Origin of the sequence: Scytonema hofmannii PCC 7110 (assembly GCF_000346485.2) — a bacterium.
Lineage (GTDB): Bacteria > Cyanobacteriota > Cyanobacteriia > Cyanobacteriales > Nostocaceae > Scytonema > Scytonema hofmannii.
Genome location: NZ_KQ976354.1, coordinates 1587893 through 1611324, shown reverse-complemented (window position 1 = coordinate 1611324; position 23432 = coordinate 1587893). Strand labels below are relative to the sequence as shown.

Annotated in this window: 20 protein-coding genes and 5 pseudogenes; 6 read left to right on the top strand and 19 right to left on the bottom strand. The window is 39.5% G+C overall.

Features of this window, described 5'->3' with window-relative positions; all coding sequences use genetic code 11:
• Positions 1-100 precede the first annotated feature (100 nt).
• From WA1_RS59475 to rppA, 9 genes and pseudogenes are all read right to left on the bottom strand, one after another.
• Positions 101-307: pseudogene (locus tag WA1_RS59475) on the bottom strand (IS630 family transposase); the annotation flags it as partial.
• Positions 308-432: 125 nt separating this feature from the next.
• On the bottom strand, positions 433-795 hold the full coding sequence (locus tag WA1_RS06920) for a hypothetical protein (protein ID WP_017747825.1): 363 nt from the start codon (positions 793-795) through the stop codon (positions 433-435).
• Positions 796-800: 5 nt separating this feature from the next.
• Complete coding sequence (locus WA1_RS06915) at positions 801-2282, bottom strand: CIA30 family protein (RefSeq protein WP_017747824.1); 1482 nt, start codon at positions 2280-2282, stop codon at positions 801-803.
• A gap of 166 nt (positions 2283-2448) precedes the next feature.
• Positions 2449-3780, bottom strand: a complete 1332-nt coding sequence (iscB, locus tag WA1_RS06910; RefSeq protein WP_017750198.1) for an RNA-guided endonuclease IscB — start codon at positions 3778-3780, stop codon at positions 2449-2451.
• A 371-nt stretch (positions 3781-4151) separates the two neighbouring features.
• The gene (locus tag WA1_RS06905) at positions 4152-4769 is read right to left on the bottom strand and encodes a class I SAM-dependent methyltransferase (protein ID WP_017747823.1); all 618 of its coding nucleotides are present in this window, start codon (positions 4767-4769) and stop codon (positions 4152-4154) included.
• 27 nt (positions 4770-4796) lie between these two features.
• A pseudogene (locus WA1_RS06900) lies at positions 4797-5177 on the bottom strand (amino acid permease); the annotation flags it as partial.
• 88 nt (positions 5178-5265) lie between these two features.
• Entirely contained in the window at positions 5266-5958 is a 693-nt protein-coding gene (locus tag WA1_RS06895) for a porin family protein (RefSeq protein ID WP_017747821.1), read from the bottom strand.
• Between the two features lie 66 nt (positions 5959-6024).
• On the bottom strand, positions 6025-7296 hold the full coding sequence (locus WA1_RS06890) for a sensor histidine kinase (protein WP_017747820.1): 1272 nt from the start codon (positions 7294-7296) through the stop codon (positions 6025-6027).
• Entirely contained in the window at positions 7296-7964 is a 669-nt protein-coding gene (gene rppA / locus WA1_RS06885; RefSeq protein WP_017747819.1) for a two-component system response regulator RppA, read from the bottom strand. Before rppA ends, WA1_RS06890 begins: the two co-directional genes overlap by 1 nt.
• A gap of 234 nt (positions 7965-8198) precedes the next feature.
• On the opposite strand from rppA, the gene WA1_RS06880 reads away from it, so the two are divergent.
• On the top strand, positions 8199-8804 hold the full coding sequence (locus WA1_RS06880) for a hypothetical protein (protein WP_017747818.1): 606 nt from the start codon (positions 8199-8201) through the stop codon (positions 8802-8804).
• Positions 8805-8898: 94 nt separating this feature from the next.
• On the opposite strand, the gene WA1_RS06875 is transcribed toward WA1_RS06880, so the two are convergent.
• The 3 genes from WA1_RS06875 to WA1_RS06860 form a co-directional block, all read right to left on the bottom strand.
• Positions 8899-9123 carry a hypothetical protein gene (locus WA1_RS06875; RefSeq protein ID WP_017747817.1) on the bottom strand — a complete coding sequence of 75 codons (225 nt, stop codon included), beginning with the start codon at positions 9121-9123 and terminating at the stop codon, positions 8899-8901.
• A gap of 461 nt (positions 9124-9584) precedes the next feature.
• Complete coding sequence (locus tag WA1_RS06865; RefSeq protein WP_017747815.1) at positions 9585-9932, bottom strand: phage holin family protein; 348 nt, start codon at positions 9930-9932, stop codon at positions 9585-9587.
• Positions 9933-10302: 370 nt separating this feature from the next.
• A complete protein-coding gene (locus tag WA1_RS06860; RefSeq protein ID WP_017747814.1) occupies positions 10303-11340 on the bottom strand; it encodes a hemolysin family protein in 1038 nt (345 codons plus the stop codon).
• Between the two features lie 384 nt (positions 11341-11724).
• Between WA1_RS06860 and WA1_RS54715 the strand changes: the two genes are divergently transcribed.
• Complete coding sequence (locus tag WA1_RS54715; RefSeq protein WP_148662639.1) at positions 11725-11958, top strand: hypothetical protein; 234 nt, start codon at positions 11725-11727, stop codon at positions 11956-11958.
• A 230-nt stretch (positions 11959-12188) separates the two neighbouring features.
• On the opposite strand, the gene WA1_RS06850 is transcribed toward WA1_RS54715, so the two are convergent.
• From WA1_RS06850 to WA1_RS62080, 3 genes are all read right to left on the bottom strand, one after another.
• Positions 12189-12542 (bottom strand): phage holin family protein, encoded by a 354-nt coding sequence (locus WA1_RS06850; RefSeq protein WP_017747812.1) that lies wholly within the window; start codon positions 12540-12542, stop codon positions 12189-12191.
• Positions 12543-12585: 43 nt separating this feature from the next.
• Positions 12586-13392: a glucose 1-dehydrogenase gene (locus WA1_RS06845; RefSeq protein ID WP_017747811.1), complete on the bottom strand. Its 807-nt coding sequence runs from the start codon at positions 13390-13392 to the stop codon at positions 12586-12588.
• Between the two features lie 1205 nt (positions 13393-14597).
• On the bottom strand, positions 14598-14855 hold the full coding sequence (locus tag WA1_RS62080) for a substrate-binding domain-containing protein (RefSeq protein ID WP_336389840.1): 258 nt from the start codon (positions 14853-14855) through the stop codon (positions 14598-14600).
• Between the two features lie 7 nt (positions 14856-14862).
• Between WA1_RS62080 and WA1_RS61290 the strand changes: the two genes are divergently transcribed.
• The 3 genes and pseudogenes from WA1_RS61290 to WA1_RS06825 all read left to right on the top strand — a co-directional run.
• Positions 14863-15054, top strand: a complete 192-nt coding sequence (locus WA1_RS61290; protein WP_017747809.1) for a hypothetical protein — start codon at positions 14863-14865, stop codon at positions 15052-15054.
• Between the two features lie 346 nt (positions 15055-15400).
• A complete protein-coding gene (locus WA1_RS06830) occupies positions 15401-15757 on the top strand; it encodes an AI-2E family transporter (protein ID WP_017747808.1) in 357 nt (118 codons plus the stop codon).
• Between the two features lie 418 nt (positions 15758-16175).
• A pseudogene (locus tag WA1_RS06825) lies at positions 16176-16358 on the top strand (AI-2E family transporter); the annotation flags it as partial.
• A 4-nt stretch (positions 16359-16362) separates the two neighbouring features.
• Here WA1_RS06825 and WA1_RS06820 read toward each other — a convergent pair.
• Positions 16363-18444 carry a cation:proton antiporter domain-containing protein gene (locus WA1_RS06820; RefSeq protein WP_017747806.1) on the bottom strand — a complete coding sequence of 694 codons (2082 nt, stop codon included), beginning with the start codon at positions 18442-18444 and terminating at the stop codon, positions 16363-16365.
• Positions 18445-18753: 309 nt separating this feature from the next.
• On the opposite strand from WA1_RS06820, the gene WA1_RS06815 reads away from it, so the two are divergent.
• Positions 18754-21516 (top strand): cation-translocating P-type ATPase, encoded by a 2763-nt coding sequence (locus tag WA1_RS06815; RefSeq protein WP_017747805.1) that lies wholly within the window; start codon positions 18754-18756, stop codon positions 21514-21516.
• Here the strand turns inward: WA1_RS06815 and WA1_RS52360 are convergent.
• The 3 genes and pseudogenes from WA1_RS52360 to WA1_RS61590 form a co-directional block, all read right to left on the bottom strand.
• Positions 21507-21674 (bottom strand): annotated as a pseudogene (locus WA1_RS52360) (ATP-binding protein); the annotation flags it as partial. The gene WA1_RS06815 and the pseudogene WA1_RS52360 sit on opposite strands and share 10 nt — an antisense overlap.
• Complete coding sequence (locus WA1_RS59470; RefSeq protein ID WP_017747804.1) at positions 21617-21943, bottom strand: hypothetical protein; 327 nt, start codon at positions 21941-21943, stop codon at positions 21617-21619. The pseudogene WA1_RS52360 and the gene WA1_RS59470, both read right to left, overlap by 58 nt.
• Positions 21944-22506: 563 nt before the next feature.
• A pseudogene (locus WA1_RS61590) lies at positions 22507-23427 on the bottom strand (serine/threonine protein kinase); the annotation flags it as partial.
• Between the last annotated feature and the right edge of the window lie 5 nt (positions 23428-23432).

Genomic DNA, 23432 nt, shown 5'->3' with positions numbered 1-23432 from the left:
AATTTCATTGGATGTAACATTATTTTGATGGACGCAAGAAGACGGGCGAGACGCCCATCCCACAAGATATAATTGCACTCAATTTCATTGGATGTATACTCTAAACGGCTAAAACTTGGACTTTTTTAAAGGTCTGGAATTTGAGAGTTAACAAGCTATCTAACTTTTTCTGATTATCAGTATTAGCAGTAGCAATACAGTTAGATATTGCCGTCTTAAAATCGGTAAAATTGGCATAGTACTTAGAGTATAGGCATTCATTTCTAATAAACTTCCAAAAACGTTCAATTAAATTAAGTTGTGGAGCTTAAGCAGTGTCGAGGCAAACTAAACCCCGTTTTGGGAGTGCTCAAATGAGCAAGGTAATCTGGGGTCGGTTAAGTCCGATTAACCCCAGATTACTCCAAATAATTCTTATTTTTGGCTACTTAGTTACAAGACAGAACGTTTCTCTAATTTTGTGACTCGTCCCTGTAACGCATTGACTTGCTGCTTCAGTTCTACAACCAAAGTAGCAAGCCTATCGAACATAAGATCGCGATCTTGTGGTGGAACGGTTTTTTGCGATGGCGATGACGATGATGGGGTTTTGGTTGTACTTGTAGGAGGTACGGGACGATTTTGACTGAGTAACGATTCTATACGTATAACTCTAGTTTCCAAACGATTCAAATCCGCTTCCAAATTAGAGACACGAGAATCATACTGCTGGGATGATACGGTGTTTGACAGTATACCACCCCAGATGAAAATTCCTAAAAACAGTACCGATACTACCAGCCAGACACGTTTCATGAATTTTAATCAGGTTTCAGTTGAGAAAATAGACTTTGCCAGTTGATGGAACTAACAATCTTTTCTCCCTGTTTTACCTCAAATGTAACATTAGATGCTTGACTTTGTTGCAAGACTTCTGCACAAAGCTTAGCAACATCGTCACGGCTGATTTTTCCTTTGATGTTATCACCTTGGGCGACAATCAACTCTTTACCCCCTAGTTCCTCAGTTAAAGCGCACGGTCTCACAATTGTGTAAGGAATTCCACTTTGCTTTAAACTTTCTTCTCCTTTTAATTTCCAAGTTAAAATTCCTCCGAGTTGGTCATTTAATCTCACGGCGGGTGGTTCCTCATCTAAATTAATTCCCGGTCTTCCGGGACGAGTCACACCTGCAGAACTAACAAGGACAAACTGTGGTAACACTTGCTTGCTATAAGCTTTGATGGATTCCACTTGGAGAGAGAAACCACCTGGTGTAAATTTGGGGTTTAATCCACCGTCGTATTCAAACTTGCTCAGCATGAGTTGAAACGAGCAAATTTTACGAGTATCAATGGGCTGATAGTCTGGGAGTGTTTTGGCGCGAAAAACTGCGATCGCATCTGCAAAAGGAATGCGAATATTCATCCAGGTGTTAGCTTCTGTGTCAAAAGAATAGCTATAAGCAACACCATCCCATTGTGTCTCGGTACGTAGGAGGAATTTATAACGGTTTCCATCACCTCTGAGGCGCAACTCTATACCTTCACAGCCAGATAAGTCAAAACCTGGGGTAAAATTTTTAGTTCTAACAGACGCAAATCCTCCTGAGTTGGCGGTGGAAACGGAGCCAGAAAATAGAGATGTCCCTTCTACAAGTTGAATGTTGCTTTGACTGACTCCACCCATAACGACATCATCCACTGCGCCCCAAGTCTCTTTGAGTTCTGTAGATGGATTTGTAAAATCAAATAATACTCGTTCGCCTGCTTTTGGCAGATATTTTGTTACAGCTTCTACCAAGTTTTTTACCCCTTGGTATTCAACATTTTCTGGGGTATCGCCGACAATTTCTGGTTGGTAAAATTTAACACCTTGGTAGTATTTAGCCCGTTCTGGGCTATCTCCTTCTACAGGCTGGACGCGCACAGCAGTACAACACACTACGGCTTGGATGTTAGCCGCAATCAGAGGAGTGAGAGTTTCAGGTTTTGTAATATCCGCAACTACTAATTCCGTGTCATTGCCAAGGAGCGATCGCGCTTTGTCTATGTCTCGGACTAGCGATCGTACTTTATAACCCCGTTGGAGGAGTTGTCCTACCACACGTTTTCCCAGACCACCCGTTGCACCAGCTACCAGTATAACGCCCACTTGTTTTGCTCCATCAAGTCTGTCTTTATTATGAATGGGGCGACCTTGAAATAAATCTTGTATCCAGTTAAGAAAAGGAATAACCTCAAAGTAGGTTAGAGTTTCAATAAATCTGCCCAAGTCCCACTGCGAGCGATTGTTATCAGCCATATAAGGTATTGTTGTATCTTAGTTTTTAGCTTAATCCAAGAGAAGCCTCTCATTCACTCTGTACTCAGAGGAATGATGAGATGAATCTTGGGGCAATGACGAATTGACTTCCGACTTATGTTAACCGTAGGTTAACGCGGGAGTGAAGTCGATGAGGAATTGCCAATTACGGCACGATTTGACATAAACCAGATCTCCTTTTAACAGGATTGACTTTATTAACGTTAACCACCTTATTTTTGACACCAGGATAGTTTTTCAACTTCACACCAGTACCTAAGTTTTGCATTCCAATAACTTCGTATACCTGACCTTCAAATTGAACTAAATCCTTGGGTTGGTATCGGTAACGGTATTTTTTAATTCGACGTTGCCCTTTTGATACTTTGTGTTTCCGGTAAAGTCTCAAGTTTTCACCATTTTTTTGTTTGTTGCGAGTTCTCCTACCTGAGGATAATTCCGAACCAGATTTAGTTGAGCCGTCTCTACTATCAATATATTTGGCATCATAGAACTGCTCCATCGAGCGCTTATTTCGCCTAATTTGTTCTAGGATTAATGATTCTACTCTTTTCTGAATAGTACCACCTGCAACAACAAATGCATCGTTGTGATGAGATTTTTCTATTTTAAATTCTCTTCTAATGCCTTTGGTGATGTAGCCATAAGTTGAACTATATCGTCCATCATTAGTCAAACGCCATCTAACTGTTGTCATAAAGGTTTCACCTTTAAATGACTTCAGCTTTGGCTCCCATCCACAAAGGAAACCACTCTTTTTATGATTTTTGGATGCATGGCATTTATTACATAAGGTAATCAGGTTGGCAGGTCTATCTGTTCTGTCTTCTTTCCAAAACCCTAAGTGATGTACTTCTAATATTGGATTGACATCTTTATTTTTACAATTGGGGTTTTGACATTTATGCCCATCTCTGTGCAAAATGTATTCACGTAAATTATCAAAGCCATATTTTTCTCCCTGTTGATAACCCACACCTTGGATTTCAGCATCCTTTATTCTCTGAATGTCAAAACTAGCTACTTCAATCGTAATTTTTTTGACTGGAACTATTTTCTGAATTTTATCAATGATTTTGTGATGAGTATCTAGTTTGTGCTGAATACTTGGTGCTAGCCAATTGTCTTTACGCCTACGATTATCAAATCTTGGCGCACGATATCTTTTTCTATTTCTTCTTTGCTGACGGTATTTTTTTCGTTCTGTCAATCGTTCAGACACACCTTTTAACATCTGAACTTCACCACCAATTAATTCTTCTTTCTCGTTGACTACACTGTACCCAATATTTTGATAACCTGCATCAATCCCTAAATTTCCTGGTTGAGTATAACCACTAGAACCATAAATTAATTGAATGGTAAATGGAGCGCGACAATAAATTTTGGCTTTCCCTTCCTTCAAAAGCAACCGAGCTTTACGGGGAGTCGTAGGCATTAACGGTTTGCCGTGTTTGTTGACAACGTAGACTTTCATGATTTGTATTCCTAATAAACAGGTAATCGCCTTACAGCGTGGTTCCCTTTGCCAATGTTTATCCAGGTTTTATACCAGCAACACTTTTCCTCTTCCTGTAGAAATGTTTAATCACTGGTCGTAGAGTTCAGAACTAGGGATCGAGACGCTACTCTCTGTATTCTGAAGTACCTATATATTCTGGTTAAACGTGGTGATTTCTTGCGTAACGAACCACCTAGGCTAATGACGTACTTCCTAATTTCTTAAGAAGCCCACATTCACCCTGTACCCAGGGGAATGTGTGGAGTCGTCACGGCTTCGCCATCGCCAACACATAATTTATCGCAATACCTCTACAAATGTTTTGACAATCGATAAACCCGTTTTATTTATTTTAAAGGATTGATGGTAGCTTTTGCTGGAACGACCCAGTAATAAATTGTATGTCTGCGAGTTGGTCCTTTCACCTGTAGGACACGATCTGGTTTCCAGTTCCCCATGTCAAAATCATGAGAGACTATACGCGTACCTGGCTTAAGCTCTTTTAACAGCTTTGGTCGCAGTCTCCGATTAATTCTAGGTAGCAGATACAGCGTGACTACTGTTGCATCACTCAAGTTGGTTTGGAAAAGATCTTGTTGTAAAAAAGTTACGCGCTCGCTCACTCCCTGCTTTTGGGCATTTTCTCGACTTTGCTGCACCAACTGAGGATTAATTTCTACACCAATTGCACGACTTACGCCATAATTCTGTACAGCAGTAATTGGAATTCGCCCGTCACCACTACCCAAGTCGTATAACACATCTTTGCTTGACACATTTGCCATTTTGAGCATTTGGTTAACCACTTCTTCCGGCGTTGATACGTAAGGTACATCAGCCTCTCTTTGTTGGGGTTGTACGACGGAAGCAGGTATTTGGGCTTCTATTTCAAAATTACGCTGTTGCGTACAACCCATTAATATCAAGCTAGTCACGCTTACAATTGCGATCAGTATTTTCAGCATTTGTTATGACAGTATAGAAATGTTGCCTTAACCTTGACGATGACAGGCTATAAATAGTAGAGGCACACCAGCTAGCACCACAGCCACTCCTATCATTGCTCCGATACCAGTATATGCGAGGCTAGAGTAAAGTCAGTAACCACATAAAAGACAAAACAAGAGAGGTGTCAGGGGATAAAAAGGAACTCGAAATGGTCTTTCTCGCTCTGGTTCCCGCACTCTCAAAACTAACAGTGAGAAACTGCTCAGTAAAAAAAAGAACCAAAAAATGGGAGCAGTAAAATCCACCATTGTTTCAAAGCCTCTGCGCGTTACAGTTCCCAACACCACCAAAAAAAGTGTTATGACAGCTTGTACGAGCAAAGCATTGGTCAGTGTATTTGAACGGCTTTTCCCACCTCCCATGAATGGTATAACTATTTTTATTGTTGAAAGTGAGGACAGTTTGAACTACCCGCCCAAGGAAGATAACTTTTTCGTTTTTTCCGAAATTATCTTAGAAGTTGTAACCTACTCCTACTAACAACCCTACGTCAGTGTCGTCAATAAAGCCGACGTTGACACCAGCCGTTGCTGTAATCTGTGGGGATAAAGGAACATCAACACCACCAGTAATTAATGCACCAACAGTGCTATCTCTACCTGTAGAAATTGCCACCCCTCCACCAATATAGGGTGCGACATTCACTTGGGTAATTTCTAAATTTTCCTGAGGAAAATCTACAGTAAGCGGTACGAGAAAGACTGGATCGTCTCCAAAGATAACTCCAGGACGTACAGAGAAATTGCGTGATAGTCCGAGCTTGCTAATCAATGTAAACGCACCTTCACCTATACCCGTATCGCCAGTTAAACCAATATTACCAGCAACACCAATATAACTAGGGCCAGATCTTGTTGCTCTTCCTGGAGAAATAACTTGAGCAACTCTGGTTTTAGAAGTTGATGTTGAGGATGATTCGGGCTGAGAGACTCTTGGTAAGGGTGCTGCTTGAGAAGTTTCTGGTGGAGAAATTAATGCAGATGCACTATTTACCTGCTTGGACATATTTGATGTGACATGATTCACAGAACGAGCCTCGCGATCCGATGTAATATTTTGCTTCTGTGCGCGAGCTGGCAAACTACTCGTAACAATAGCTAGCGATGATGCGATAAGCGGAAAATATTTCCAAAAAGTCGTCTTCATAATCTTTTTTCTTCATGTGGTTATCTCCATTCTTTTTAAGAAATGTGAGCAGAAAATGACAAAACTTTATACTTTAGTTATTGGCAGAACAATTTGAAAAGTTGTCCCTTGTCCAACAACACTTTTAACGTTAATTTTACCACCGTGTACTTGGACTATTTGTTGGGCTATAGCTAACCCCAAACCAAACCCGCCTGTTTTGCGCGATCGCTTTTTATCGACTCGATAAAATCTCTCAAAAATATGGGGTAAATCAGTTTCAGGAATTCCAACACCATTGTCTGCTACTTGAATAACTGCTTGGCGTGATTGGGTAAACAGCCGCAACTTAACTTTTCCTCCAGAAGGAGTATATTTGCATGCATTACTTAAAAGATTCATAACTGCAATTGGCAGTAAATCTTTTTCAGCTTGCACGGTTATGCTCTCAGAAGGGAATTCACAAGATAAACTGATATGTTGTGCGGTTTCTTGTTTTGCACAATCATCAACTAGCTTTTTTAAAAGAATCTTCAAATCAACTTCATCTAACATCTCAGCAGGAATTCGATCTTGATGTCGTGCCAAAAAGAGCAAATTATCTACTAAAAGACTCATGGACTTAGCAATATCAACAATCTTTTGAAATCGCTGATGTTGTTGAGATGGATCTTTCGATGTTGAGAGTAAACCAAATTGAGCATTGCTCATCATCGCAGCTAAAGGCGATCGCAATTCATGAGAAGCATCAGCTGTGAAGCGCTGTAGTTGGGAGTAGCTTTCACGAATTGGTTGCATTGCTTGTCCACCTAAAAACCAACCAGCAAAGGCGATGATACCTAAAGTTGTCGGTACTGAAATCGACAAAATCAGCCTGAAGTTAGCTAAATCATTTTCAATAGAAGTCAGTGGCATTGCTACTTGCAAATAACCAATTAAGGCATTGTTTTGGTATACAGGCAATGTGACTTGACGCAACCACACGCGATTGTAACTGAATTTGATGGTGTCAAAGCCATTTGTGGTTGCAAGTTGCTCCCCAGGAGTTGCACCAAAAAATTGTACGAGTTGCTTTTGGGCATTATACCAACGTGCATACACGAGTTGGTTGTCAAGGGGTGGCTGTGTATTAGTCCCCAAAAGCGGCACATTCTCTAAGTCTACCTCTCTGTAACCGTTGTGAAGCTCATATTTTACACTTGCAGCCATTACCCTCGTTTTTGTGTAGAGCAATCGATCCAGTTCTTCTAAAGACTCAATGACTTCCAAGTAGTAAACCACTGCTGCAAACGCAACCAAAATACCACCCATCGTTATGGTGAACCAACAAGCAAGATTGCAACGGCTGCGGTTGAACATTACGGTTTCAAGCTATAACCCATACCATAGATAGTTTTAATCCAGTCTGCTGCACCCACTAGCTGCATGCGATGGCGCAATTTGCGAACAAGTACAGTCAGAGCATTGCTTTCAGGTTCCATTCCCCATTCCCATAATGCTTCTTCAATTTGAGTGCGGGTTAAAACCTGATTGGGGTGACGCATCAAATATTCTAGCAGTTGAGCCTCGCGAGGTGATAATTCTACAGTTGTTTGACCCCGTTCTAGTGTTAACCGAGTTAAGTGCAGTTGCAAATCTCCTACTTGGAGGCTGTCTCCGAGCCATTGAGGCGATCGCCTGCTCAATGCACGTACCCGCGCCAGAAGTTCCACAAGATCTGCTGGTTTAACCAAATAATCATCTGCACCCGCATCTAAACCTGTTACTTTATCTAAAGTGGTATCCTTAGCAGTTAGCATCAGTACAGGTGCGGTTTTACCTGCTTGACGATACTGGCGGCACAAACTTAAACCACTGATTGATGGTAACATCCAATCTATGATTAGTAGATCGTACTGCTTTTGGGACAACAGCCATTGTGCAGTTTCCCCATCTTCAACTCCATCCACAATATATCCTGCTTCCGACAGTATACCCTGTAATGGTTCCAATTGTTCGGAGTCATCTTCTACAATTAAGATCCGCATATGTTGAGCCTGTGAAAAGTTTCTGAATTCCACTCTACTTAAGGTAATAAATTTTTAGACATTTTACGTCCCCCAAAAGTCATACCAATTCCCATAAAGATGACCTTAATATATTGTAAATATCATAAGATTTGGGTTCTTATATTTTTTTATTTTAAACTACTTATTAAGCTCAATTTTTGAGGAAATTAACATCATTTTTTAGCAACTTTTATTCAATTAAGAGTTCCAAATATGCCAGAATACATTTTACAAATCCTGCGTTTTAGAAGAATTCAAACTCTCCTTTTAATACTTCCTTTTTTCCTGTTAGGAGTAACCTTTTGGATGGTGGGGGGAATTCTCACAAGAAAAATCTTAAGTAGTCCTTATAGCACGCTAGACAAGTTACAAGCAGATACACAATTATATGTTTATTTAAAGCTGAATTTGGCAGTGAATATAATTGATATAGAGCAAGATGTGGGTTTACTTAAAGTGGAAACTCAAGTGGCCAATCCCGTATTAAAAAGAATAGAGTTTCAAATACCCAATATACCTTCAAATTTACAAGAAGTTGTACTTTTGCAACAATTAGACTTATTTGCTAAAGAAGGAAAATCAAAAAATAATAAAGTAATTATGATGGATATTCCTATCAACGTGCAAATCATTAAGGCTGAAATTCATAAGGAGCGAGGAGTTAGTTTTGTTAAAGTTATGACTGCTAGCGATCTACTCACTAAATTAGAATTTGAATTTCCCATAACTGAAGTCAACATGATAGAAGCGATGATTGCACAAGAACTAGGGCTATCTCGTAGAGATATCAGTCACTTAGTGCGTTACCAAATTAAATAAGTTTTCTTGTATAGCAGTTCTCAATTGATTGTAATACATTTGTAATTGAATTGTGTGGCGGGCATCTCGCCTGTTCCACAAGATGGGATAATACTTAACGTGATGAACCACAACCTAAACAACGCATACAAACCAAAAAAGCTGCAAACACTGAGACAATTTCAATGAGCAATTGGAATGATAAGGGAGTGAGAGCAAATCCCCAAACTAGAGCGATCGCTCCAGCTACCAAGGCTGCTATGCGATTAATTTCATCTTTAGTTCTTAAACCTAAAAAACAAATCCCTAGACCAATAATGAATAAGAGTATGCCAGTCATAAATATACTTGTTATTAGCCAAAATTTTTACTTCGTCACACTGCCGAAATAAATGCCATTGCTCTATTGGTTTTTCAACCCTACTTACTGTCTAAATAGTCCTTTAGTATACCAACAGTTAAAGTAGAAATTCCTACAATAATAAGTGAAATAAATGGCCATCGCGGCCATGTATCAAGTAGGTCAGACCAAAGTTGAATAGGGTAAATAATCAGCAGTCCAATAATTCCCAGTCCAATAAGGAGGAATCCAGCTTCTTTTAGACCTATCCTTTTCATACATTCGTAGGTGTGAATGAACTTTAGCACTTGCTCTAAACGTAGTTCAGTTAAGAACTTAGACTGGTCAGCTAACTAAAATTTGGGGCATGAAGCCCTACTACTTTAGTGCAGGGTGCTGACGCTTTACTTCCTAAAATGGATTTTTCATGAATCATTTAGGATTGCTATATCAATGATTGATTAGGTCATCGGCGCTATAAGTCTCAATAAGGAATTGATAATTGCTAAAGAGAATGAACCAAGCAAAGCACTCCATATACCCCATCTTAATCGAAAACCAGGAACTAGGTAAGCCGCCAATCCAAAGATGATCGCATTCAGGATAAAGAAGAATAAACCCAACGTAAGGATGATAAAAGGAAAGGTAAAAAAGGTCAAAATCGGACCCAGAATGGCATTCAAAATTCCGAAAACAGCAGCAGCAATTAGTGCCTTACCAAAGCTATCAACCTCAACTCCAATTGGTAATCTAGAAATAATCAAAAAACTGACAGCAGTCACTAACCAAGTCCAAACGATTCCAGCCATAATCAACGCTCCCTATCCTTCAGAGGATTTTATATCTACTACACATTAAAGGCTATAAAGAGTCAAAAGCCAAATTGAGGAATTTGGGCTTTTAACTCAGGATAAGTATGAAAGGATCTTCTATATCTAGAATTGAGGATAAATGTGAATAGAATGTGACGGTAACAAAGAAGTAAGAATTAATTACTGTTTTTTATCACTCATATTATGATACAGCGACGAGATTTTTTTCCAAATTCAAGACTGCAGTATAGGTATTTCCCCAGAAGATTTTGGACAGTTTGAAACGTAAATCTTTCAAGCCAAAGATTGTGTCGAACTTGAGTTTTAATATATGATTTTGTTTTCATGATTTAAAAAATAAAAACAGCTATTTGATGCCCATAGATTCCAGCATTCTTTCTCGCTTCTTCCTTGCGATCTCTCGCATATCCACAGTTTTATCAGTCTCGTCTACGATTTCACCCGTGATCACCTCTAGCACATCTTCTAAGGTAACGACACCAGCAACATTTCCGTATTCATCCACTACCACTGCTAGATGTTCGTGAGCGTCTATAAAACCTTTCAGAAGTTTGTCTGCTTTAATTGTTTCAGGCACAAAGCGAACTTTGCGGGACAGTTCAGCAATTGTTTGATGATTTTTCCCCTCTACCATTGCTGTTAGCAAAGTCTGCTTTAAAGCAAATCCAATAACTTCATCGATAGAGTCATCAACCACAATAATTCGGGTATGTTGTGAAGCGATGATGTCCGTTTTTGCCTCAGCAAGAGTCATATTTCCACGTATGTGTGTCAGTATGACTCGGGGTGTCATTATATCAGATGCTGTTAAATCGTTCAATCGAAACACCCGTTGGATCATTTCTGCTTCATCCCTTTGAATCATCCCCTCTTGTTGACCGATACTTGCTAATAACTTGATTTCAGCCTCATTCGTTGTCGGTCGTTTCTTACCTTTAGTGAAGGGTGCAGTAACGGTTTCGAGAATCCAAACTAGAGGTGTGAAGACAATGGAAAGCCCGGTAACAGGTAAAGCTGCAACTACAGCTAATTGTTCTGCATAGCGTTCTCCAATTGTCTTTGGGATGATTTCACCAAAGATAATAATCAAGAAGGTCAATACCCCTGAAAATACACCCAGCCAAATATCTCCTAAGACTTGAGCGGCAATATTCGCTGTCAGGATACTACCAATGATGTTAAAGATGTTGTTGAGTATCACAATGGTGGCTATCGGTCGATTCATATTTTCACGAATCGCCAAAAGTGCCACTGCCGAAGGGTTGTGTGATTGAGCTAATTGGCGTACTTTTAAAGTAGATACAGAGAATAGCGCCGTTTCTACGCTAGAACAAAGCGCCGAACCGCTAATCACAAAAATTACAACAAGAATCAGCTGTAACATATTTTTTCCCAAAAACGGGAAGAAAAAGTTGATGATGTAGATTAAATTGGCTATACAAAGGGAAATTATAGCTAAAAATTCAGCAAATATGCAAACGGCACTAAACTTTTTGCTATGTGTTGTTTAACATTTCTAGATTTTAGCATTTTTTTCATCTAGCTAAAGCAATATATTTATTATGAATATAGCAATCCTATCTGATTTGTAAACACTCAGCGATCCAGATCCCCGACTTCTCCAAGAAGTCAGGGATCTAACTGTTTGTAACTCCTACACGGATTGCTATAGGAGTTCTAAATCTAAAATATAATGACTTTAGATAGAGGTTGTTTTTGAGATTTTCCTTAATATTACTTGTAGCAATATCCATAATAAAAAGGTGCGATGAATTTTCAAGGATCGGTATCGGCAGCGTGGACAAGGGTGCAAGAGATGATTAATAGTTCTATCATCATGCTGCCCAATAAAGAAACACTCTTTCCCCCATCTCCCCATCTCCCCATGTTTCTTAAGAGCAGCCCCACGGGTGGCGCACCACCCGCTACGAATGAAAGAAACACTCTTTCCCCCACTCCCCACTCCCAACTCCCCACTCCCTGTTTCTTGAAAGTGATTTAGGGTTGCTAAATTAGCTGAACTTGTATAATAACTAAGAATTATAAAAAAGACCCGTACTCCCGAAACATATACGGGAATATAGGTGTCGTGGAGGATATCAACTGTTACAACAAAAGTGAATTAACTATTCACTTTTTGTTCCAGAGGTACTCAAGCTGTCCTGCTATGATTTTTAACATAAGCAATAAATGTGAAGAGAAAGTGACGTTGCTGCAGAAAAACAAAAAACTTTAAGTAGCATTTTTGACGACTAGTTCTAACACTGTAGAAACAACAGTCAGAACTATTGAACCTAACAAAGCAGGTACAAAACCAGCAACTAGAAAACCAGGAACGAGACCTCCTACTAACCAAAGCATTAGCGCATTAACGATAAATAGAAATAGGCCTAACGTTAAAATGGTTAGAGGAAGGGTTAAAATGAAAAAAATAGGTCGAACAAATGCATTGACTAGTCCTAAAGTTAGGGCAGCAACTATAGCGGTATTAAAAGAATCAAACTCAAAGCCCGGTATGATATAAGCTGTAATTAACAGCGATGCAGTAGCAACTAACCAAGTCAGTAAGAAATTCAGTATTAACATATAGCGATTAGCAATTTTTCTAGTTCAAACATTGTCAGTTTTCTTATGACGACCAATTTTCTCTGAAGCTGGGGTAAAGGGTCAATCCTCCATCAATAAATAAGGTCTGCCCAGTTATATAAGCAGCTTCATCTGATGCTAAAAAAGCTACAGATGCTGCCATTTCTTCTGAAGTTCCCGCACGACCCATAGGAATCTTTTGTTCAACTGCCGCTTTTGCTTCTGGATCGTTAATCCACGATCTATTAATTGGTGTGATGGTTGCACCTGGCGCAATTGCATTCACCCGAATATTTTTATCTGCATATTCCAAAGCTAAGGAACGTGTTAAGTTTTCCATACCCCCTTTACTTACGGAATATCCAACATATTTTGGTTTGGGGATGATTTCATGAACACTCGATATATTAATAATGACACCACCACCGTTGCGTGAAAGAAAATGCTTGAGCGCTTCACGGGCGCATATGTAGGCACCTCTGAGATTTACAGCAAAGACTCGGTCAAACTCTTCAATTTTAATTTCATGGGCTGCTCCTTCAATTTGAATCCCTGCATTGTTAATCAAAATATCCAAACTGCCAAATTTCTCCACAACAGTACCTACCATGTTGACGACATCCTCTTCTTTAGAGACATCAGCTTGAACTAAAATATTTTCAACTCCACACCCTTGAATCTCTCCACAAGCCCTTTCTATCATTTCTTCTGTGTCCTGAGCATCTTCAGGGCTTTTGCGGTAATTTATGGCAACATTTGCCCCTTCTTGAGCAAATCTCACTGCAATTGCTTGCCCAATCCCCGAACTCGCACCTGTCACTAATACATTTTTGCCTTTTAAACCTTTCATCACAATTATGTCTCCTTTATTTAGCTAGCTACACGTAAAGACGCAATCGATCAAAAATCCTTAACCTCCATTGATTGCTTGAAGAAAGCTTAAAAATATGGAGGTCAGGAAAAAATGAACTGTTGTCACTGTGACAGCAAAAAGGTGATTTGGTCATTCCCACTTTTGACGGCACAGTTGAGCAACTTTGCCCTAATGGTTTTCAGTATTGGTAACAAATGTGAAGAAAAAGTGACTGCAAGAGAAAAAATCGACTTCATTTAGTTGCCTTATCAGTACAACTAGATAGAAGCCGCTCAAAATTAAACAATTAATTGATAAGCAGTTTGTCTCCGAGCAATGTATATCAATGTCTTTAGGGAGATTCTATTTTTTGCAATTCACACTAATATTGTTATTTATATACGAGATGTAAAAAATACTGAAGAATCGACCGTTTACTGTCCAGAGTACTTAGGAAAGAGTTTCTAGTCTATGAGTCGCTTTCGCATTACTACCTTCATCTCTATCATGGTCTTGACGATCGCATTGGTATGCTTTTCAACAAGTCATATGCTGGTGCAAGCCCAAGAGCGACCAACGTCTATTCTTACATTGGATGGTCGTCGGTTATTTGAAGTCAGCGAAACTGAACAATTTAGTGCCGAAAATCGCGCTACTGAAGCCAACGTGATTTTAAGACAGGCTGTCCGTTCCTCTGAACCAGTAAAGGTGGAGATTGTGGAAAGTAATCAGTTACCTGTGATTCGGGTCAACAGTCGTCACTTGCTCACAGTAACCCAAGAAGATACTCCTACAGGCAGAAGTAAACAAGAACAGGCTCAAATTTGGGTACAACAGATTAGTGAAGCAATTTCGCAAGGTCAAGAAGAACGAAGGTTAAGTTATCTTTGGAGAGCGCTGTTATTTGCAGGTTTATCTGTATTGGGAGCGATCGCACTCCACAGAATTTTGGGTTTTATATGGCGCTATTGGCTGCAACGACTGATACCAAAGGCAGCTAATAATCCGGAGACAGGGGCGCAACCTAAAGGAATAGAAGTATTTCTCAACTTGACACTCTTCTTAGTACGTGTTGGACTGTGGTTGGGGACGATTATTTACATTACAGATTTATTTCCTTTAACAAGATACTGGAGCCAGCGTATTGCAAGTATTCTGCGGATGAGTTTAACCTCACCAGCTATTTCTCTGGGGGAAAAGTCCTATTCAGTTATCAATATAATCATCCTAATTTCTCTATTCTTTGGATTGGTAGCTATTGCTGGAAACTTTTGGCGTTCTTCCGCACTAAGTGGTGCATCAGTCGCTCCAAAATCTACAGTTTGAGCCAAAAACTGATTTATCCCCGCACCACTTCCAATGGATTGGTAACTTATCTGAACATTAGGATTTTGTCGATTGTATTCTACAAACCATTGCTGATATAGAGGGGCTGGAAACGAAGCACCTGCACCACTGATAGCAGTCGTGCTACCTGTAGCAGTATCTGGTGCTGGTGTAGTTTCAGGAGATGTAGTGGTTGGGGTTTGGGTTGGTGGTTGGCAAGAAACTAGCCCAACTGCTAGTGCAGTGACAGCACTTACGAAAGTACAACGAGTCGAATCAAAACTGAAAAACTTTAACGGCATAGTGATTTTTCTCCAAAAAAATTATGAATAGAATTTGCTTGTTTGCTATGCAAATAGTTTTGAAACTTGTTTACGTTTCGTAACATAGTTGATTTCAATCGACTTACTTAGGCGCAAGTAAACCTAACTACATGACTTCATGACAAAGTGTAAAGACACCTGAAAGCTTGACTTAATGATGCTCCTCACCAGTTGACTTTAATCATGCTGACTTACTTGTCTAGTATTAGAAATAAATGTGATTCAAAAGTGATATCTAATTGCTGTGGCAGTAATATTATTTGCGCTCACTTTTTCTTCACATTTTTTATCTATAAATTATGGAAACTATTTACTGGCTTTTTTGCAAGTCGTTTTTGTAGAGTATTTGAATACCCGTGAAACTTGGACAATGGATTGGTTTCTTTACTTTAGTAGCTTGCTTGTATATTCTTTGGCAAATTCGGCAACTGATTTTGCTGCTGTTTACAGCGATCGTATTAGCAACTGCATTAAATCAGCTTGTTCTACAAATACAAAAGTTACATATTAAGCGTTCTCTAGCAGTTTTTCTAAGTCTTTTTATCTTAATAGCATTTTTGGTTAGCTTTATCTGGCTGATAGTGCCGCCTTTTACCAAAATAAGGAAGAAGGAAGAGGAAAGAGGGAAGAAGGTTGGGATTTTCGTTTATATCTCAAAGTCTAACTCTCTTTCTTCTGACAAATGGGTCAAAAGCCCCTGCATTAATCCCTGACAAAGTGGACAAGCCTTATAAACAACAAGGGCGATCTGTATTCTGGCTTACAATCCCAGGAAGGCTTGTCCACTTTGTCTGACTTTCACCGAAAATAAGGAAGGAGGAAGAAGAAAGGCCGAAGTTGGAAAGAATTTTCCGTCTGCTCTTTCTCTCTTCCTCCTTCCTAAGGTAGAAGCCCCTCAATTTATTGATGGAAAAGTAAGATTTTGTTCTTGCCATTTCAAATCCCCTCAATTTATTGATGGGGATACAACTTCGGTCTTCCCTCTTCCTTCTTACGAGCGTTAAGTAACCCCTCAATTTATTGATGGATTCATAAAGGTTTTTCACTCTGAAAATCCCCTCAATTTATTGATGGGGATACAACTTCCTTCTTCCTTCTTTCTCCTTACGAGCGTTAACGCACAATTTCAACATGGCAAAACAGGTAGCAATGCTACCTGCTGTGACTCTAACATCTCAAATCTTGTTTACAACTTTTTTTGGAGCCTTGAGATTGTTAATGGCAATACCTCTAGCTGTAGTTGCAAAAACCTGGATAGAAAAAGTTTTATTTCAAGATGTTTTAGATAAGTGGGATAACACTTCTTTTCATTAACACTTTATCGAGGAAAATGAACAACAATTAAAGAAATATCTCTATGAGAGCGTGCGATCGCTTCTGGTTGAATTCCCACACTCGGCAATCCCAATGTATCGGAATGAGTGCCAGCAGTTAATACCAGCAAATCATCTTTCCCTACAACCATAGAAATTTTATGAATAAAGTTTCCTCGTACTCGCTGAACAGAAACTTCTGAATTCAAACCCATTTCTTCTAAATTAAGAGGTATATGCCGAGTACGGGGCAACACGTGTAAGAGTTGTAGCGATCCTTTAAGTTCTACTGCCAGAACTTGTGCTAGAGATACTGAATGTTGAAAAACAGGAGATGATATCTCAATTTCAGTAAAAGCTAAAAAAACTTGTTTTGTACTTTTAATAGGATGAGAAAACCGAGCGATAATAACTGGCACAATTGTATGATTGACAACATTATCAATCACACTACCAAAAAAGTTTTCTGTATAAGTGGAGAAACCTTTCCACCCACACACAATAACATCAGCATTGCGTTCGCGAGCAGTTCGCAAAATTCCCTTATCAACTGAGTCATCAACTCTACCAATCGCTTCAACTGCTGTAACAGCAGCATGAGCAGCAGTTTCTGCCGCAGCTAATAATTGGTTTTGTTGCGCCTTAATATCCGGCGTTCTTGGCTCTTGATTATCAAGAATAATATGCAAAGGTAGTAAAGTTCCCCCAGTTTTTTTAGCCAAAATAAGAGCCAATTGAAGTAGATTATTTTCAGTATCAGGATTAGCAACAGGTACTAAAATACGTAAATTTCGATCTGCGGCAAAGGGATTATCCGATGGCTGTTTTCCATCATCCGTTGAAGTTCTGTCATCTAACTTGATACCTTGACCCCAACGTGCTGTTATAGAAGGTGAAGCAATACAGGTGACTAAAATCATGGCAATAATGCCATTAACAGTAACTTGATCTACAAGTTTAATCTGGAAAGCTACAGTAATTGCCGCCAATGTTGATGCTGCTTGAGCCACTGAAAGACCAAACATAACCATGATGCTGGGAAATTTAAAACCAAAAAACTTACCCGGTCCCCATGCAGCCAAAAATTTACTAATAACTTCTGTAACTATCATCACTCCCGCCACTAACAAAGAGCGAGGTTCGCTCATCAAAATGGTAGGATTGATAAGCATTCCTACTGAAATGAGAAAAAATGGAACAAATAAGGTGTTACCAATAAATTGGATGCGATTCATTAAGGGACTCAATTGAGGAATGAGTTGAGTAATAGCTATCCCAGCTAGAAAAGCCCCAATAATTGGCTCAATTTCAATCAATTCTGCTGCATAGGAAACCACAAATAAAGTAGCCAAAACAAATGTAAATTCTGCTCCTTCATCATGACCAAAACGACGAAAAAACCATCGTCCCACTATAGGCACTCCCCAGAGCGTAGCAAAAGTATAGATGCTTAAAGATGGAATCAGAAATAACCAAAAACTTAGATTAAGGCTACCTTGATTTGCTTTAACAACAATTGCCAAAACTAAAAGCGCCAATACGTTTGTAATTAAAGTTCCTCCCAAAGTTGCTGTTATGGCCTGACTTCGCATAATTCCTAGCTTACTCACTATTGGTAATGCCAATAGTGTGTGAGAAGCAAAACAAGATGCTACCAATATAGAAGCTAGAAATGAATACCCTAAAAGTAGCATTGCTACTGTACCAAACATCATTGGAAGAACAAAAGTAGCCATTCCAAAGATAACAGCTTTATCAGCATTGTACTTGAGGTCATTCAGACTAGTTTCCAGTCCTGCCATAAACATCAGAAAGAGTAATCCTACTGTACCCAACAATATAATTGTTTTATCTCTTTCTAAAAGATGTAATCCATAAGGACCGACAGCCATTCCTGCTAAAATTAACCCAACAACTCCAGGAAGTTTAAACCGCTCAAATAAGAGCGGAGCAATTAGCATAATTGCCATAATTATGAGGAAAACAGGCACTGGAGCAGTTATCGGAGCCGTAAACAACACTGAAAAAGTCAAAGGTTCCGTGAGAACTTGATACCAGGTTTCTAGATGCATTCCAAGATATGTCATATAATTATTGTGAAAATAGGGATAAAGGTACTGGTTATCTGTACTAGTTTATAACTGTATAAAATTTTTTTTAGGCATAAAAATAAAATGGCTTTAACCTCTTTGCTTATCTTGCGTCACTTTTTAATCACATTTATCTTTTAAATTCTCTTTAGATAATTTGATAGTGGGAATTAATGGCATCTCTGCTGTGTATCAGTTAAAGATGTGCATATGACATACCTTAAAAATAATTAAAATATCCCCACTCATCAGCCACGCTTATGTTTTTAATCGGCTCTGTCCGGTAATCGTATGGAAGCAAACAATATGGCAGCATCAGTCACAAGTCAAGTACAAGAACATCAATGGCACAATCTACTTGAGCGGGAAATTGCTCGACATTTAGACACAAATCTAGAAACAGGTTTAACTGCTGCCGAGGTGACAAAACGGCAGGAGCATTTTGGTGCTAACGAACTTAAGGGCAAACCAGGAAAAAGCCCTTTTGTCAGATTCCTCTTGCAATTTCATCAACCTCTGTTATACATTTTGCTAGTTGCAGGTGCAATTAAGGCTTTACTCGGACAGTGGGTGAATGCTGGAGTGATTTGGGGTGTGACGCTGATTAATGCCATTATTGGTTTTGTACAAGAATCTAAAGCAGAAAGTGCCATTGCTGCTCTCGCTTCTTCAGTTGAAACAAACGCAACCATCCTACGCAACAGTGAAAAGGTACAAGTTCCTTCTACTGAACTAGTCCCAGGAGATATAGTACTCCTTGCATCTGGAGATAAAGTTCCAGCCGATGTACGTCTTATACAAGCACGAAATTTACAAGTCAATGAATCAGCCCTCACTGGCGAATCTGTTGCTGTTGAAAAAGATACGCAATCTCTCCGCCCCGACACACCTTTAGCAGAACGTACAAATATGGCTTATGCTGGCAGCTTTGTTACGTTTGGTAGTGGTAGAGGTGTAGTTGTTGCAACTGGAGAAGCAACGGAAACCGGGCGCATCTCTCAGTTAATGGAACAAGGAACCAGTTTAAAAACTCCCTTAACTCGTAAATTTGATAAATTTAGCAAAACCCTGCTGTACGTCATTTTAGGAATAGCAGCACTCGTATTTGCCGTTGGATTGGGATATGGCTACTCTTGGGCAGAAATGTTTGAAGCGGCTGTTGCTTTTGCAGTCAGTGCCATTCCAGAAGGATTGCCAGCTGTGGTGACAGTCACCTTGGCAATAGGTGTTTCCCGCATGGCACGGCGTCATGCTATTGTTCGCAAGTTACCCGCAGTAGAAACCCTCGGTGGTGCTACTGTTATTTGCTCGGATAAAACAGGGACTCTAACAGAAAACCAAATGACAGTACAAGCTATTTATGCAGGAGGCAAAAACTTTATAGTGACTGGTACGGGTTATTCTCCTATAGGACAAATTTTACTAGATGAAAATCCAGTCAATTGGAAGAACGCCCCCGCCCTTAAAGAATGCTTAATAGCTGGGTTGTTGTGTAATGATTCCCACATAGAAAAAAAACATGACCAATGGCAGGTTTTTGGCGATCCGACAGAAGGAGCATTAGTTGCTGTTGCGAGTAAAGTTGGACTCACTCGCACCGACATCGAACAGAAAATGCCCCGGCTTGATGCTATTCCATTTGAATCTGAGTTTCAGTACATGGTAACTTTGCATGAGAGCGGGAGTAAAGAAAACTCTTTACTAAGAACTATTTATGTTAAAGGTTCGGTAGAAGCTATTCTCAATCGCTGCCAACAAATGCTGGACTCTCAAGGAAATTTAACTCCCTTAGAGGCAGAAACCGTGCATCAAGAAGTTGATACGATGGCACATCAAGGTTTACGAGTGCTAGCTTTTGCAAAGAAATACGTGTCAGAATCTCATGAGAGAGTAGAGCATACAGACATCAAACAGGATTTGATTTTTTTAGGGTTGCAAGGAATGATCGATCCACCCAGAACAGAAGCGGTAAGGGCAGTGCAAGCTTGTCAAGAAGCTGGGATTAAAGTCAAGATGATTACCGGAGATCATGCTGTGACTGCAGCAGCAATTGCTTCTCGTATGGGGTTTAACAAAAATGGTAAAGTTCCTGCTTTTACAGGAAGTCAACTGGCCCAAATAGAAAAACACGAACTTGCTACAGCAGTGGAAGATGGGGTGGTATTTGCTCGTGTTGCACCAGAACAAAAACTTCGTATTGTTGAAGCACTACAGTCTAAAGGTGAAATCGTTGCCATGACGGGGGATGGTGTCAACGATGCACCAGCCCTCAGACAAGCAGATATTGGGATTGCAATGGGGGGTGCTGGTACTGAAGTTGCCAAAGAGGCTTCAGACATGATTTTGACAGATGATAACTTTGCCTCGATAGAAGCAGCCGTTGAGGAAGGGCGAACAGTTTACCAAAATTTACTTAAAGCGATCGCATTCATTCTTCCAGTTAACGGTGGTGAATCGATGACGATTTTGATTAGTGTACTGCTTGCTAGAGAGTTACCCATTTTATCTTTACAAGTGCTGTGGCTAAACATGGTGAATTCTATAACTATGACTGTACCCTTAGCTTTTGAACCAAAATCCGAGGAGGTGATGAAACAACCACCACGCAATCCCAATCAATCATTGCTCTCTAAAAGCTTAGTACGACGCATCCTGATAATTTCTGTCTTTAATTGGATTTTAATTTTTGGTGTATTTGAATGGATAGAGCAAACCACAGGAAATATTGACTTAGCTCGTACTATGGCAATTCAAGCTTTAGTTGTAGGAAGAATTTTTTATCTTTTAAGTATTAGCAAATTAGGGGTTGCCATTATCAATAATCTTCGTGGAATCAGACAAAAGATAGAAGATGCAAGAGCAATTATCACTGGAATCATTTGTACTGTAGTTTTGCAAATTATTTTTAGCCAGTGGAGTTTGATGAACAATTTATTTTATACTACACCATTAAACTTAAATCAATGGTTGTTCTGTTTGCTGGTGGGTTTACCAATGATTGCAGTAGCAGCGATCGTAAATCGTATAGCATCCTTGAGCATTTACGCGAAAAACTTACATTATAGGTAGGGAATTTTTATTATAAAAGTTGTCTCATCTCCCGGCGATGATATGCACTCTAAACTCCCTCCATGCTTTTCTGTGACTATCTGGTAACTTATTGATAAACCTAATCCCGTCCCTTTCCCAACTGGCTTAGTCGTAAAAAACGGGTTGAAGATTTTGCTATTGCTCCCCAACGGATGTAGCTATAGTGAGCTTCATGTATATAGGCTTTAGCTATTTTTTCTCTACCCAATTCTAAGTAAAATAAAGAAGCTAGTTCGTTAGCAATAGCAACTTCTTGGATATAGCCCTGAGCTTGTGCAAGGGTAATAGCACGGTCATAATAATCCATTGCTTGGTAGTTTTCACCCTGGCATCGATATATTTCTGCTTCTATTAAATAGAATTTATGTAAATAATTCATAGGGGCTAATTCTGCCCACTTTTTCATTTTTTCTTGAGTGGTTTGTACTTGGCTAATTATATGCTTTTGTTCTGAGTCTGGTTGAGAGTTATATAGAACAAGTTGTGTGAGAGAATCGTAAAAATAAAAGAATGGATAACTTGATTAATATTTGATGCTAAATCAAGTGCTATTTTTCCCAATTCATAGCCCAATTCATAATCATTAAGCACACCGCATTGAATAAGTCCATAAGCTGCATAAGCAATAGCAGAAGAAGAACAGTTTCCATGTAGTAAAGATAATTTTATTCGCAACAAGTTGATTAATAGCATCAGCTTGGGAGAGACTGAATAAGCCGCAGTGGAAATTGTATCTAAAATTTCCATAGCTGCTATGGAATTTAGATCGGTCATTGTAGGTAAATTAAGTAAACTTTGAAGATTATTTCTGAGAATCAAGGAGTCTGTTTCTACCAGTACCTGATTCACGAACTCATCAGTTGGCTCTTCAGGAAAGTCTATCTCTAGTTTCTTGAGAGTTTGCAATCCAATTCCTATCGATTCTTGGAGTTGCTTTTGAGCGATCGCTGTCAAAATTTTTAAATTATAAACTTTACCTGGTGTAAAATCAACGATCGCGCCTGTAGTGTTAAGCTGCTCTAAACATTGCTGTAAATCAGCCAATAATCCTTTGGCGCTTTGGTATCTATCTTCCGCATTTTTTGCCATTAACTTGTGGACAATGGCGGCGACAGTGCTGGGGACATTTGGTACAAGCTGTTGGATTGGTGTTGGTTGTCTTGCAATATGGGCGTGTACCAATTCCAAAGGCTCATCATTGGTAAAAGGTAATTGTCCGGTTAGCATTTCATAGAGTGTAACGCCCAATGAGTAGAAGTCGCTGCGGTAGTCCAGGTTACGATTCATTCGTCCTGTTTGTTCTGGCGACATATATGCCAGTGTTCCTTCTAGTTGGTTGGGGTTGACAAGTTGTGGTGTTTCCTTGCTTAACCGTGAGGCGATGCTGAAGTCAGTCAGTTTAATAATTAAGGTAGACGGTTGAGTGCAGAAGGGATCTCTCTTGTGCCTCATACCTCCTACTGTTGCGATAATGATGTTGGATGGTTTAACGTCTTTGTGAATAATGTGGTTGTCATGAATGTAGGCGAGGGCACTGGCGATCGCAACTGCAACTTGAAGAGTCAGTTGCAAAGAAGGTTTGTGGGATTCGAGATACTTTTTGAGACTGATGCCGTCGCAATCTTCAAAAACCAGTGCCAATTTTTTATCGTAAGTTTCTAAAGTTAAAACTTTGACAATATTAGGATGGTCAAGTTTAGCTGAGATAGAGTATTCGTGTTTGAACCGGGCAATTGCTTCTAAGGAGAAGTAATCATCTAGTAAAACTTTAAGGACAATGGGGGTATGAGTGGCAACTACAGTACCACCATAGATACTAGTATTGCCTCCAGAGTGGATAACTTCTAGAATATTGTAACCCGGAATTTGGAAATTGTAGGAAATTGCCACTGCCT